Origin of the sequence: Eisenibacter elegans DSM 3317, from assembly GCF_000430505.1 — a bacterium.
Lineage (GTDB): Bacteria > Bacteroidota > Bacteroidia > Cytophagales > Microscillaceae > Eisenibacter > Eisenibacter elegans.
On the sequence record NZ_KE387152.1, the window covers coordinates 304477 to 318213 of the forward strand.

The window sequence follows — 13737 nt, forward strand, 5'->3', positions numbered from 1 at the left end:
CCAAGCAAGCTCAAAAACCTATGTTTTGGTGCAAGGTTGATACATCTTCGTATCAAAACGCACAAGCATTACTACTGATTGATAATGAGTCAAAACTACGCAAAAATCACACAAAAGCCAAGGACAAGCTCAATAGGTTTGCAACTCTGCTACACTTGCCTTATCTTGCTGACTTAGTATGACCAAGTGTTATTGAAGATATGTATCCATTTCGACACATAAAATTTTGGCTTTTGGTGCTCTGCTGCTGGGGGAGTTGTGCCCTTATCCTGCAAGCGCAGGCCGTATTTGTTACGCCTTATCCACAAGAGGCGGATATTCGGGTGTTCGTAACCAATAATCAGTTTCAGGCTGATTTGGTGGTTTTTAAAGTTCCTTTTATTACCGACATCACGCAGCCCGGATATTGGTATTTTGCTGAATATGAGTTTGATGCGCAGCGAAAAATCTGTTTTGTCAAAAATGTTTATGAGGCGCACTTGATTATTTATTACACCAAACATCGGGTAGAAGCAGGTTGGCGCAGGCCAGACAAGAGCTATCTTTTCCGTTAGAGATGCCCTGCCGCGTTTGTAGCAAATCAAAAGTTTTGCCTATTTTTGGCAGTGGCTGATGTGTGCCTATTTTGGTGATCTGCCTTACTTCTCCAAACCAATTTGCTTTTCCAACCCTTGTCCTGAGTTTTTGTGTGCTTATGCCCCAACAATCGCCCTCACACCGCCCCAATCCTTGGATTCAAGCCATTTTTTTGACCCTTATTGTCGGTTTGGTGGTCTTGCTAGCTATCCGATGGTGGTATGGCAGCCCGCTCAAAGGAATGTTTCGATGGAGTGGCGAGCTAGTCGTGGATACCCGTGATACACAGGCAGATACCCAGCCCAAACCCGCGGATTCGCTTGGCTTGCCTGTTGACAAAGACAAGAAGGTGGCGATGCAAGTGGAAACTTTTTATGATGGCATTGCTCGTTTCGAACAAGGGGGCAAGTATGGGTATATCCGAAAAGACAAACAGGTGTTGATTCCGGCACAGTTTGACAATGCCGATGTCAAGTTTGTGGAAGGAATGGCTTGGGTACGAAAAAACGACAAATATGGGTATGTTAATCAAAATACTGGAAAAATAGAAATTCCACCGCTTTATGATGAGGCAGGGCGCTTCTACCAAGGCTTTGCTACCGTACGGCTAGGCTCGCGTACGGGCAAACTCAACCAACAGGGCCTAGCCTATGGGATAGATGCACCGGCAGAGGATATTCTCAAAGACCCCTACTTCCGAGAGCGTTTTGAATACATTGGGGCTTTTAGGGGAGAGGGCGCAGAGGCCAGAGCGCGCATCCGCGATTTTGAAGGGCTTTGGGGCTTTATGGACAAACAGGGCACGGTCGTAGTGCCTCCTCAATACGATGCCGCCGATGATTATAACGGACGCACTGCTTGGGTACAATACCAAGGCCGATGTGGTTTGATAAAGCTCGATGGAGAGCCACTGCTGCCAATAGAGTATGAGGAAATTGCACCACGCTATTTTGCCGAGGCCTTGGTGCGTGTCCGACAAAAAGGCAAGTATGGGTTTGCCAACCAAGAGGGCCGAGTCGTTGCCCCGCCTATCTACGAGCAAGCCGGCTATTTCAGAGAGGGGCTGGCCGCTGTCCGCAAAAACAACAAGTATGGCTTTATCGACGAAAAGGGAACGCTGGCTATCCCGCTGCGCTACGACGAAATCACCTTCTATGAAACACATTATGGGTTTTATAATGGTAAGGCCAAGATGAGGGTAGGCAATCGGCAGGGATATGTATACCGCGATGGCTCGGAGTGGTGGTTTGAGTAGGCCTAGTCTGATTGCGCCTAAACAGGAAAGTACTGTATTTTTTTGGGTTTTTGCCGAATAAGCAAAGGCTATTTTGTAAATAGGTGCAATTTTAGTTTGCGAACTTGTTTAAAATGCTCTTCATCGATACCAAAACGCTGTTTTTTGACTAGTATCAGCACAAGAATCAGCTGTTTTGAGTGCCGCACTGAAAATTTAAACAAGCTCTAAGCAAACCCATTTCTCATACTTATCTGTCAACAATATGCGCCAGACCTTGCTGCGAGAAGGAGCCAACGAACTGAGCTACGAAATCCGAGGAATCGTCAAAAAAGCCGAGCAGTTGCAAGCAATGGGCTTGCCAATTTATTGGGAGAATATCGGTGACCCTATCCAAAAAAACAACCAAGTCCCACAATGGATGAAGGACATCGTGATGGCCTTGTTGCAAGACAACAACACTTATGGCTATTGTCATTCCAAAGGGGTATTGGCGACAAGGGAGTTTTTGGCTGCCGAAACCAATGCCTTGGGGGGCGTGCAAATCACCCCCGATGATATTTTGTTTTTCAATGGGCTAGGGGATGCTATTGGCAAAATTTATCAATACCTCCGCCCTACAGCACGTATTATTGGCCCCTCACCGGCTTATTCTACACACTCTTCGGCGGAGGCTGCCCACGCCAACCATCACCCACTGACCTATAAACTCGACCCCGACAACCATTGGTATCCCGATATGGACGACCTCTACCAGAAGGTCAAGTATAATCCCAATATCGTCGGTATTCTGATTATCAACCCTGATAATCCAACAGGGATGGTCTACCCGCCCGAAATCTTACGGCGCTTTGTGGAGATTGCGCGCGAGTTTTCGCTCTTCCTCATCAGCGACGAAATCTACCTCAATATCCACTATAATGGCCAAACTCCTTTGGCCTTGGCCCAGTTTATCCAAGATGTACCCGGGATTGCGATGCGCGGTATTTCCAAAGAAATCCCTTGGCCTGGTGCGCGATGTGGGTGGGTCGAATATTATAACCGCCAAGTTGATGCACAGTTTGCCCAGCTTTGCAACACCCTCGACAACGCCAAGATGATAGAAGTTTGTGCGACCAAACTCCCCCAGCTGGCGCTGCCCCTGATCAAACAAGACCCGCGATATGCTCCCTATCGTATGGCTGAAAATGCCAAGATAGGCCGCCGCAGCAAGATTATCGCCGACATCTTGGGCGGAGTGCCTGCGATTAAGTTCAACGAGACTTTTGGAGCTTTTTACAACACCATCATTTTCCGCGAAGGAACGCTGCGCCCCAGCGGCCAACAAAGGATGCATATTGCCCACAAAGGCGCGGCTGATTTGCTCGGTCAGTGGCTTCAAGCCCCCAATCTCGCGCCCGACAAGGCTTTTGTATACAACTTGCTGGCAGCTAAAGGGGTGTGTGTAGTTCCGATATCGTCTTTTTGCTCTGATTTACAAGGGTTTAGAGTCACACTTTTGGAAGAAGACGAAGCCTTGCTAACCCATATCTTTACCTCTATTCGTGCAGGCATCGAAGAGTATATCTATGGGTAGGATTTATGATTTCAGATTTGGGATTCAGGAAGTAGAATCGTAAATTCAAAAAATGATTAGCACAGTCAAGTTGTCAATCTCAAATCGTCAGTCCCAAATCGTCAATCTGAAATCGTAAATGGCTAAACACAAACCAACACTCGCACTCATTACCGGCGCTACTTCGGGCATAGGCTTGGCCATAGCCGAGCTATTGGCTTCCGAAGGAGTGAGCTTAGTCCTCTGTGGTCGTCGTCAGGATCGGCTGAATGCACTGCGTACCAAGCTCTCCGACCAAGTGCCTGTCCATACTTGCAACTTCGACGTACGTGATGCGCAGGCCGTTCAGGCAGCCATTGACAGCCTACCGGCGGCTTTCTGCCATATCGATGTATTGGTCAACAATGCTGGCAACGCACACGGGTTGGCACCGGTAGAGCAAGCTGATATTGCTGATTGGGATGCCATGATAGACATCAATGTGAAGGGGCTGCTCTATGTATCTAAAGCAGTGATGCCCCTGATGTTGGCACAACAACGCGGCCACATTGTCAATATAGGCTCTATAGCAGGCAAGGAGGTATACCCCAACGGCAGCGTATACTGTGCGTCTAAGTTTGCAGTAGATGCCCTTACCCAAGGAATGCGGATGGACTTGTTCAAACAAGGCATTCGGGTATCAGCAGTCAACCCTGGTCTGGTAGAGACAGAATTTTCTTTGGTGCGTTTCAAAGGCGATGCCACACGTGCCAAGCAAGTATACCAGGGAATAAATCCCTTGGTGGCCGAAGACATTGCTGATACAGTGTGGTATGTCATCACCCGCCCACCACACGTCAATATTGCCGAAATGTTGGTATTGCCCAGCGACCAAGCTGCCTCTACCTTGGTCAATCGGCGCTAGGAGAAGGCGCTTCAGGCAGCGAGGGGAGCTGTAGCGCCAATACAGTGCCTTGGCCAAGCTGGCTATGGATGTGTATCTTGCCTTGCATTTTGGCCACGGTCTGCTTGACGATATACAGCCCCAGTCCGGAGCCATCAGACTTTTCGGTGGCTCTATAAAACATATCAAACACCTTGTCTATCAGGTCTGCCGCAATCCCGACTCCGTTGTCGCGGATACTGATATGGGCTTGTGTGTTTTCGATATTGACTTCTACCTTGATGTAGGGATGCTCTTCGTAGGGATTGTGGTATTTGAGTGCGTTGGAGAGCACATTACGCAGCACAATGTTGAGCTTTTCGAGGTCGGTACGGAAGATGGAGCCATCAGTGTTGAAATAAACCTGCTTGTCGATTTTGGAAAACTGCTCCATATACTGAAAATCCTCCCAACATTCTTCGATTACGGCCACCACATCGGCTACTTCGGGGAGGGGCAGGGCGCGGTTGGCCTTGGCATAGTCCAACATAGACTTGACAAACCTGTCGAGCTTCTGTACACTTTGGGTAATGTGATCGAGGTAGCCATCCAGTTTTTCGGGTGCTCGGTCGAGGCGCATCACACTTACCAAGCCCAATACAGAGGCCAGCGGAGAGCGGATGTCGTGTGAAGTTTTGTAGACGAGCTGATCAAGCTCAAAATTCTTTTCAGACAGTTCAAAAAGCAGGTCTTTCAGCTCCTGTTGTTGGCCTACAAGCAAGTCATTCATTTCGGCCAAAGCCTGCTCGCGGGTCAATAAGTCTTCATTTTGTTGGATGAGCTTGTCGTTGAGTGCATTTAGTTCATCATTGATAGAGATGATATGTTCTTCGGCACGCTTGCGCTCGGTAATATCCAACACCGACCCCAAAACTACCCAAGACTTGCCGGTAGCGGTTTGCCTGAAGGACATTAACTTGTCGTAGAGCCATCGCCAGCCACCGTTTTTATGACGGACACGGTATTCGATGCTTTCAAAAGATTTGCCCGAGAGGTGGTATGCTTGTTCGTAGAAATGTGCCACAGCTTCAGATTCTTCAGGGTGAACCAATTCCAAGAACTGCTGTAGGGTCATTTGGTACAGTTCGTTGGCATCAAAGCCCGTAATTTGCGCCAAAGAGGCATTGTTATACACAAAAGCCTCTTCTAGGGTATCGTATAGATAGATATAGTTGGGGATGGTATTGAGCATCCGGTCATTGAGATAGCGGCTGCTTTGTAGCTCTTCTTCAATGGTTTTTTGGTTGGTGATATCCATCAAAAAAATCGCTGCGGCATATACATTACCGTGTTGATTGACAACAGGGCTATATTTACCCCTTACCCAAACGGCCTGCCCTTTGCGGTTGTAAAATTTCATTTCCCGCTCAAGGGTCTTACCCCTGAAGGCGACCTGGATAGTATCTTTCAGGAGCTCGCGTTCTTGCTTGTTGCGTGCAAAATCAGTGATAAAATCACGGTACTGGAAGGAGCGCCCAAAGATATCGATGGCCAGCTGGTTCATCCGTTCATTGGCGCGTACCACACGATAGTCGGGCCCGACAATAACGATGCCCTCGCTCATACTATCAAACAAGGCCTCTAGACTCAGGCTTTCTTCATAGCGTTGGTTGTTGAGCTGGCGTGTTTGGAGTACTTGGGTCAGCTTTTGCTCTGCCAGCGGAAACCAAGCGGTATTCATTGGCTGTGCGCCAAGAAAGCCAATGGCGCCAATCGTTTGCTCTGTGGAAGTATAGAGCGGGGTAAGCGAGAAACACCGGAAATTTTTGGAAAAAGCCTGCGTTATTGCGCTATCGGCCTTGTTGAGCGAGATGTACTCAGAAGCGGGGCGCACCTCACGCTCAAAACGATGTAGCGGAAAATGAGCTTGCCAATATTTGTAAGCAGAGTGTTGTTGTAGGGTATTGAGGAGTATTTCGTAATGTTTGGCAGATTGGCTATGGATTTTGAAAGGCACTAAGCGGTAGTGGCTTCCTGCTGCTGGAAAATAGCAAATGAAAGCAGCTTGAGCCTCAGACAAATGGCAGGCTGTACGCAAAAACATCTCCATCAAAGCCTCGGCCTGTTCGGTAGAAGCTGCCGATAGTTTTTTTAGACAATAAGTAAGCGTTCTGATGGGTTCTTCTCCCGAAACAAGGTGTTCGTGTTGAGACATCTGATGATAAAATGCTGTTGCGTTAGCCCATTTACAACAAAATACTAAAAAGGCCAAGATTTTACAAAACAAAGATACACTCATTTTGTGAGCTTTAATAAAGCTAACAATCCACCCCGAGGTATTTTATTACAATAACGAAAACTAATATCCTGAAATACAGGAGTATAAATAAGCGCTTGGCCTTCAAACAAATCTATACCAATTCCCAGCCGGGCTAGCTAGACTTGAACGTAATGGGGAGAGTACACTGCACCCTTACCGGCTTGCCGTTTTGTTTGCCTGGCTCCCACGCGGGGGCGCTTTTGAGCAGCCTGATGGCCTCGTTATCGTAGGCCGGCCCTAGTCCTTTGATGATTTGGTGATTGGTGGTTTGCCCGTTTTTTTCGACAATAAACCGTACAAAGACCTTCCCAGAGGCATTGTGAGGGTTGGGATAGCGCATATTTGCCCCAATAAATTTGTAAAGCCCCGCAAACCCTCCGTTGGGAGTGGGGTTGACTTCCACATTTACCAAAACCTCTTCTTCTTGTTGGGCAAAGCTCCACTGTGGGCTAAGCCATAATACCATCCCCAAAAGAGTTAAAAATGCGAATTTGCCCATTAGTTTCATAGATATTGCTACAATTAGTGTCGATATTAGGTTTTTGGATGCTTCTACAAACACTATTCCGTTTTTGAAGCTTGCTTCAAATTCTCTTCACAGGTATTACACATCGAGCTATATTGAGTCGGTGTATCTCACAAAAGCATTGGCCATAGCCCCGCAAGGCTATGGTGTTGCTTCGTGTAGGGGCGTGTTAGGTACTTGTATGGAAGTGCTTATGGCACAATCAGGAGTTCCCGAGCGCTGAATAACTACCACCAACCCAAACACAGACCGTTCTCCTAATTAGCCTAGGCTTATTTCATCCAAACCTCCGGCGGTGGGGAAGCGCTTGCTGCTGATAGTACCAGTACGTAAAATCTGTGTTACCTGAAAGCCTGCATTGGCAGCAGCCTCTAACTCTGCTTCTACATCTGACAAAAACAAGATGGCCTGTGGAGCTATGCCGATTTCTTGCGCAATGTTATGATAAGATGCTGTCTCGCGCTTGTGCCCAATGCGGGTATCAAAATAATGCGAAAACAACGGAGTAAGATTGCCCGAAGCCGTATGGCCGAAGAGCAGCTTCTGTGCTTCTACAGAGCCAGACGAGTAAATACCCAAGCCAATCCCTTGGCTGTGCCAGCGCTTTAATACAGAAGCTACCTCGGGGTATAAGTGCCCCTTGAGCGCGCCCTGTGCATAGCCATCGCGCCAAACGATGCCCTGAAGGGTTTTGAGCGGTGTGTCTTTGCGGTCGGCAGAAGTCCAGTGTGTCAAAAATTTAATAGCCTCTTCAGTCGTAATAGGCTTGGCCAACTCTTGACTCAAGGTATCAGCAATTTGGCTGAGCGCCTCGTGTACCTCAGGCTCGGCAAGGTGCGATTGGGCATAAGCCACGGCGTGTTGTTTGAAATAAGGAAACAGCGTGTCATAAACAAAACTGATAGAAGTGGTAGTCCCCTCAATATCAGTCAATACAAATTGGGTGGGAGTAGGCATACGGCAAGGGGGTAAGCGTGAAAATCAAGCCTTATCGGCAAAACGACTTAGCAAAAAAACAAAATTTTGGGCAAAGATTGCATGTCAACGCCTAAAAACATATCTTTGCACTCATTTTCAGAAAAAGTAACTCAGCATTTTCTTAGAAACATAACAAGCTAGAGCAGTGGATACTTTAAGTTACAAAACAATTTCGGCCAACAAAGAAACTGCCAACAAGCAGTGGGTCATTGTAGATGCCGAAAATGCCGTTTTGGGTCGCTTGTCGAGCCAAATCGCCAAAGTGCTGTTGGGCAAGCATAAGCCCAACTTTACTCCTAACGTAGATTGTGGAGACAATGTCATCATCATCAATGCCGGTAAAATCAAATTGACCGGTAAGAAATGGGACGACAAAGTGTACGTTCGCCACACAGGATACCCCGGCGGTCAGCGTTTTGCTACCCCTCGCCAGGTCAAAGCCCGCAAATCAAGCGCAGCCTTGATTGAAATGGCCGTAAAAGGGATGTTGCCCAAAAACCGCCTCGGTCGCCGTTTGTTCCACAACATGTTCATTTATGAAGGTGCCGAGCACCCGCATGAAGCACAACAACCCCAACCCATTACTTTCAAACTCTAACACATGGCAGACAACGTAATCAATACCATTGGCCGCCGCAAAAACGCTATTGCACGTATCTATATGAAGCCCGGCAAAGGCGACATCCGCGTCAATAACCGTGAGCTGGCTGAGTATTTCCCCGTAGATACGCTACAAACTGTAGTAAAGCAGGCGCTCACTACTGTAGAGCAACAAGCCAACTACGACATCCAAGTCAATGTAAATGGTGGTGGTATCACCGGCCAAGCTGAGGCTATCCGCCTTGCTATCTCTCGTGCACTTTGCGAAATCGATGCCGAGACCAACCGCCCTCCTTTGAAAAAAGAAGGCTTCCTTACCCGTGACCCACGCATGGTTGAACGTAAGAAGTATGGCCGCCGCAAAGCACGCCGCCGCTTCCAGTTCAGCAAGCGTTAATCCAACTCCTTATTTCGATTATTCATTCACACAATGACTAAAGTAGCTTATAAAGACCTCTTGGATGCCGGCGTACACTTTGGGCACCTTACCCGCAAGTGGAACCCCAAAATGGCTCCCTATATCTTCATGGAGAAGAATGGCATCCATATCATTGACCTCAACAAAACGCAAGTCGCGCTCGACGAGGCTTGCCAGGCCATTAAAAACATCGTAAGGTCCGGTCGTAAAGTGATGTTTGTGGCCACTAAGAAACAAGCGCAAGAGATTGTCAGCGATCAAGCCAAGCGCCTCAAAATGCCTTACGTTACCCAACGTTGGCTTGGCGGTATGTTGACCAACTTCGTTACGGTTCGCAAGTCGCTCAAGAAGCTTTCTTCTATGGAAAAAATGATGAAGGAAGAGTCTTTCAAAAACTTGGCTAAGCGTGAGCGCCTCACTATCGAGCGCGAAAAAGACAAGCTCGAAAAAGTACTTGGTGGTATTGCTGATTTGACCCGCCTGCCTGCCGCTCTTTTTGTGGTAGACGTGTTGAAGGAGCACATCGCCGTTACCGAAGCTCACAAGCTCGGTATCCCTGTATTTGCTATCGTTGATACCAATGCCGACCCCGACAGCGTTAACTATGCTATCCCAGGCAATGACGATGCGTACAAGTCTATCGCTCTGATTACCAAAACTATCGCCGATGCCATCGAAGAAGGGCTCAGCGAGCGTAAGCGCGATAAAGACGACCAGAAGCTGTCTGAAGAGGAAAACGCCAAGCGTGAAGTCGACCTCAACGAGGAATAAACGCCTCTCCTAATCCCATAGGAACACCGTACGAAAGTTGAACTGCCTAGCGCGTTCAACTTTTTTTGTACCAATACTCCCGCAACCCACAGGATATTTTGCCCACAGGCTTGTAAGCCAAGCGGCTTTCTTGTAATTTTGCAAAAACATTTTTCATAACACTTCTAACAAGCATACAATGGCTATTTCTGCACAAGACGTAAACAAACTGCGCCAAATGACTGGCGCGGGTATGATGGATTGTAAAAAAGCCTTGCAAGAGGCCAATGGAGACTTCGATGAGGCCATCACTATCTTGCGTAAACAAGGACAAAAAGTATCTGAAAAGCGTGCCGACAGAGAGGCCAACGAAGGTGTGGTATTTGCCTACACTGCCCCCGATGCTACCGAAGGCGTAGTAATTGCCCTCAAATGCGAAACTGATTTTGTAGCCAAAAACGAAGAGTTTGTTGCTCTTGGAAACAATATCCTCAATACTGCCGTAGCCCAAAAGCCTGCCAACATCGAGGCTTTGCTCGACCTAGCCATCGACGGCCTCGCTATCCGCGAGCACCTCATCGCTATGGTAGGCAAAATCGGTGAAAAAATCGAAGTAGGCGCTTACGAATATGCCAAAGCCGATACTGTAGTAACTTACATCCACTATGGTGCGAAGCTCGGTGTGTTGCTTTCTCTCAACGGTGCCAAAGGCGAAGCCGTAGTAGAAGCCGGAAAAGATGTATGCCTCCAAATCGCTGCGATGAACCCTATCGCCATCGACAAAGACGGCGTAGATGCTGATACCATCGCCCGCGAAATCGAAATTGGCAAAGACCAAGCCCGCCAAGAAGGCAAGCCTGAAGCCATTATCGAGAAAATCGCTATGGGCAAGCTGGAGAAGTTCTACAAAGAGCGTACGCTCCTACACCAAGAGTTTGTAAAAGACAGCTCTATGACTATCGCCCAGATGTTGAAAAAAGTAGATGCCAACCTTAGTATCACCAACTTCAAGCGCGTAAGCGTAGCCTAAGCGCAAGCCGCCTAAGCCACTGAATAGAAGGTCATCCCAAATTTATCGGGGTGGCTTTTTTTATGATATGACAAAAAGAGCATTCGGGCCTCTTTGGCTCATATTCAGGCAATGAAAGTGCTGCGTTGTGTGTAGACTTCTACCATATATACCTACGCGCATCAAGCCACTTCTGTGCGCAAGATAGCCAAGGGGCTGCGTTGCAAAATCCCACGGGTATTGAGCAAGCCAATGCTCATAATCAGTATTACAAATCCTGCATATAACCACAAAAGTGGAAGCCACTGCCAGTTGAATGGTACGAGAAAGACAAATTTTGCCAAAAGCGCGCTAGCTCCCAACGCTAGTATCAGCCCGGTAAGTGTAGCCGCATTGCCCAATAAGAAAAACTCAACTGCATAAATACGCAACAAAGTAGGGCGGCTGGCTCCGAGGGTACGCAGCAAGACCGACTCCCGAATACGCTGTAAACGGCTCATCAACAAAGAGCTAACCAAGACCACCAAGCCCGTCAGGATGCTGAAAAAGGCCATAAACTGAATTACAAACGAAATCTGCCCCAAAACTTTATCAGCTGTTTGCAAAATTAGGTCAAGATCAACAATAGACACATTGGGAAACTTAGCCACCAGCGCCTGCTGAAAAGTGGCTGCGCTGCGCTTGTCCGGCACACGGGTGATGAGTACGTGAAACTGCGGGGCTTTGTCGAGTACTCCCGACGGAAACACTACCGTAAAGCTGGTCTCAATACGGGTTAGGTTGAGTTGACGCAGGCTGCCAACATAAGTCTTCATTTGCACGCCTTGCACATCAAAAACCAGCTCATCACCCAACTTTGCGCCCATGCGGCGGGCGTGCACATCCGATAGTGATACAAAGATGCTGTCCCCTGCCCCACGATAGGGGTGAAGCCTGCCCGCAACAAGGGCTTCGTTGCCAGCTAGGGTATCCCGGTGTGTTACGCGGTATTCTCGCACCAACACGTCGCGGGGGATGTCGGCGGTGCTGTCTTCGAGCCATTGATTACGCTTGCGCCCCTGAAACTCTTCCAAACGCATCGTTACAATGGGCACCAGTTGTAGGACAGGAAGTTGGTAACTCTCAGTAAACTCCCGTACTTCTTTGAGCTGGGTACTTTGAATGTCAAACAAGATCATATTCGGCTGGTTGTCGCGGTCGGCTAGGCTGACCTGCCCCAGCAGGAGCTGCTGGATAAGATAAAGCGTACTGATGAGGGCAGTGCCCAAGCCCAAGGTCAACATAAGGGTCTGGGTTTGGTTGTTGGGTCGATAAAGATTGGCCAAGCCCTGCCGCCATACAAAATAGCCTTCAGCAGGTACTATCAGCCGCACCAAACGCATTACTCCCCACGCCGTAAGGCTCAACAAACCCCACATAGCCCCCAAGCCCAAGACAAAAAACATTGTTTCGCGCCAACGGCCTAGCTGGCTGTAGGTAAATCCGCTCACAAATAAGACAATCAGGCCATAGACTACGACCTTGGTCAGGGGCGCGCTTTGGGCGAGCGATTCCACACCGGCGCGGATTGTTTGTAGGGGAGAAACTTTGCGGACGGCCAGCAGAGGTAGGGCTGCAAACAACACAGATACTCCCACCCCAATCAAAATGCCGAGTAGCCAAGCGCTCAATACCGGACGGTAACTGACCTCAACTGGCAAGAAAGATTGCAATACTTGGGGCAATACCCACTGAATAAGGCTGCCTAGACTTGCTCCCAAAATAGCCCCTATCAAGCCTAGACCGATAATTTGAATAAGGAAAATGCCGAATACCTGTTGGCTACTGGTTCCTACACAACGTAACACAGCGACAGTACTCATTTTTTCTTGTAAATACACGTGTACAGCACCAGCAACGCCCACACAACCCAACAAAAGAGCAATAAAGGCCACTAGATTCAAAAAATTGCCCAAGAAGGCAAACACATTACCCAAGGTTTGTTTGCGCATTGCGACAGTTTCATAGCTCTCGTTGGCCTCTCGTAGTGTTGGGCGAAGGCTTTTGCCAAGAGCGTCTGCATCAATATTGGCAGGAAGGGCAAAATAATACTGACGCACCAGACGGCTACCCCGGGTGAGCAAGCCGGTGGCCTCAATGTATTCTAATGGCACATATACCGCCGGTGCAACCGTTGCCGCAATGCCTGCTTGGCCGGGCACCTTAGTCAATGCGCCGGCAATCACAAAATGCAGCTTGCCTACTTGGATACTGTCGCCTACCTCTGCCCCAAACTGCAACAACACGGTCTGCTCTACCAAGGCATAAGGACCTTGTCGGAAGCGAGAGGCTGCCGTTGTTGGCTCAGTTTCTAGTTTTCCATAAAAAGGGAAATCTCCCCCCAAGCCCCGTATTTGTACCAAGCGAGTGCCATTGCTTTTAGGAAAAAGCACCATCGAAGCAAAGTTGATTTCAGAGGCACTGCGTACGCCCTCAAGACTGCGTATAGAGTCCAATACGGACTCAACAGCCCCCTGAGGCTCCTGCCTGCAATTGACCACCAAGTCAGCTCCCAACAACTCATTGGCTTCTTGTTCAATAGATTCAGCCAAGTTGACCCCGAAAGACCAAATCGCCACCAAGGCTGCAATACCAACTACGATGGACGTGATAAACAACAACATACGCGCACGGTGGCGGCGGCTGTCACGCCAAGCCATCTGGCATAACCACAAAAAATTATCCATAAAGTACAAAGCAAGAAAGCCAAGTGACTGAACACTATACTTTAACCAACAATTTGAGGCTTCGGTTCAATAAATCCAGCTTTTTGGCGTTGTAAACAAGGTTCTGCCAAAAGCACAGCAACCTATTTTACGTAAAAACGTATGCATACCTTACATTGTGGTATTGCAGACAAACGCCCGAAA

12 protein-coding genes are annotated in these 13737 nt (G+C 48.2%); 8 read left to right on the forward strand and 4 right to left on the reverse strand.

What is annotated here, in order from left to right:
* Positions 1-200: 200 nt before the first annotated feature.
* From G499_RS0111555 to G499_RS0111575, 4 genes are all read left to right on the forward strand, one after another.
* The gene (locus tag G499_RS0111555; RefSeq protein WP_154658426.1) at positions 201-554 is read left to right on the forward strand and encodes a 7(1) septoil knot domain-containing protein; all 354 of its coding nucleotides are present in this window, start codon (positions 201-203) and stop codon (positions 552-554) included.
* A 140-nt stretch (positions 555-694) separates the two neighbouring features.
* Entirely contained in the window at positions 695-1831 is a 1137-nt protein-coding gene (locus tag G499_RS0111560; protein WP_027000077.1) for a WG repeat-containing protein, read from the forward strand.
* A gap of 244 nt (positions 1832-2075) precedes the next feature.
* On the forward strand, positions 2076-3386 hold the full coding sequence (locus G499_RS0111570; RefSeq protein ID WP_027000078.1) for a pyridoxal phosphate-dependent aminotransferase: 1311 nt from the start codon (positions 2076-2078) through the stop codon (positions 3384-3386).
* Between the two features lie 118 nt (positions 3387-3504).
* Positions 3505-4269, forward strand: coding sequence for an SDR family NAD(P)-dependent oxidoreductase (locus G499_RS0111575; protein WP_027000079.1), 765 nt, complete (start codon positions 3505-3507; stop codon positions 4267-4269).
* On the opposite strand, the gene G499_RS0111580 is transcribed toward G499_RS0111575, so the two are convergent.
* The 3 genes from G499_RS0111580 to mtnC form a co-directional block, all read right to left on the reverse strand.
* Positions 4256-6442 (reverse strand): sensor histidine kinase, encoded by a 2187-nt coding sequence (locus tag G499_RS0111580; RefSeq protein ID WP_161627739.1) that lies wholly within the window; start codon positions 6440-6442, stop codon positions 4256-4258. The genes G499_RS0111575 and G499_RS0111580 overlap by 14 nt on opposite strands.
* Positions 6443-6659: 217 nt before the next feature.
* Positions 6660-7013 carry an energy transducer TonB gene (locus G499_RS19755; RefSeq protein ID WP_161627740.1) on the reverse strand — a complete coding sequence of 118 codons (354 nt, stop codon included), beginning with the start codon at positions 7011-7013 and terminating at the stop codon, positions 6660-6662.
* A 321-nt stretch (positions 7014-7334) separates the two neighbouring features.
* A complete protein-coding gene (gene mtnC, locus G499_RS0111590) occupies positions 7335-8030 on the reverse strand; it encodes an acireductone synthase (protein WP_027000081.1) in 696 nt (231 codons plus the stop codon).
* 166 nt (positions 8031-8196) lie between these two features.
* Here mtnC and rplM point away from each other — a divergent pair, with 166 nt between their 5' ends.
* The 4 genes from rplM (at position 8197) to tsf (ending at position 10849) form a co-directional block, all read left to right on the forward strand.
* Positions 8197-8649 carry a 50S ribosomal protein L13 gene (rplM, locus tag G499_RS0111595; RefSeq protein ID WP_027000082.1) on the forward strand — a complete coding sequence of 151 codons (453 nt, stop codon included), beginning with the start codon at positions 8197-8199 and terminating at the stop codon, positions 8647-8649.
* Between the two features lie 3 nt (positions 8650-8652).
* The gene (rpsI, locus tag G499_RS0111600) at positions 8653-9048 is read left to right on the forward strand and encodes a 30S ribosomal protein S9 (RefSeq protein ID WP_027000083.1); all 396 of its coding nucleotides are present in this window, start codon (positions 8653-8655) and stop codon (positions 9046-9048) included.
* 33 nt (positions 9049-9081) lie between these two features.
* On the forward strand, positions 9082-9840 hold the full coding sequence (rpsB, locus tag G499_RS0111605; protein ID WP_027000084.1) for a 30S ribosomal protein S2: 759 nt from the start codon (positions 9082-9084) through the stop codon (positions 9838-9840).
* A 178-nt stretch (positions 9841-10018) separates the two neighbouring features.
* Complete coding sequence (gene tsf, locus G499_RS0111610; protein ID WP_027000085.1) at positions 10019-10849, forward strand: translation elongation factor Ts; 831 nt, start codon at positions 10019-10021, stop codon at positions 10847-10849.
* Between the two features lie 161 nt (positions 10850-11010).
* On the opposite strand, the gene G499_RS0111615 is transcribed toward tsf, so the two are convergent.
* Positions 11011-13554: an ABC transporter permease gene (locus G499_RS0111615; RefSeq protein WP_027000086.1), complete on the reverse strand. Its 2544-nt coding sequence runs from the start codon at positions 13552-13554 to the stop codon at positions 11011-11013.
* Between the last annotated feature and the right edge of the window lie 183 nt (positions 13555-13737).

Excerpts from the sequence above, each read along its gene's own strand:
- tsf (WP_027000085.1), top strand. The coding sequence starts at position 10,019 with ATGGCTATTTCTGCACAAGACGTAAACAAACTGCGCCAAATGACTGGC.
- G499_RS19755 (WP_161627740.1), bottom strand. The coding sequence starts at position 7,013 with ATGGTATTATGGCTTAGCCCACAGTGGAGCTTTGCCCAACAAGAAGAA.
- G499_RS0111615 (WP_027000086.1), bottom strand. The coding sequence starts at position 13,554 with ATGGATAATTTTTTGTGGTTATGCCAGATGGCTTGGCGTGACAGCCGC.
- mtnC (WP_027000081.1), bottom strand. The coding sequence starts at position 8,030 with ATGCCTACTCCCACCCAATTTGTATTGACTGATATTGAGGGGACTACC.
- rpsB (WP_027000084.1), top strand. The coding sequence starts at position 9,082 with ATGACTAAAGTAGCTTATAAAGACCTCTTGGATGCCGGCGTACACTTT.
- G499_RS0111570 (WP_027000078.1), top strand. The coding sequence starts at position 2,076 with ATGCGCCAGACCTTGCTGCGAGAAGGAGCCAACGAACTGAGCTACGAA.
- G499_RS0111555 (WP_154658426.1), top strand. The coding sequence starts at position 201 with ATGTATCCATTTCGACACATAAAATTTTGGCTTTTGGTGCTCTGCTGC.
- G499_RS0111580 (WP_161627739.1), bottom strand. The coding sequence starts at position 6,442 with ATGTCTCAACACGAACACCTTGTTTCGGGAGAAGAACCCATCAGAACG.
- G499_RS0111560 (WP_027000077.1), top strand. The coding sequence starts at position 695 with ATGCCCCAACAATCGCCCTCACACCGCCCCAATCCTTGGATTCAAGCC.
- G499_RS0111575 (WP_027000079.1), top strand. The coding sequence starts at position 3,505 with ATGGCTAAACACAAACCAACACTCGCACTCATTACCGGCGCTACTTCG.
- rpsI (WP_027000083.1), top strand. The coding sequence starts at position 8,653 with ATGGCAGACAACGTAATCAATACCATTGGCCGCCGCAAAAACGCTATT.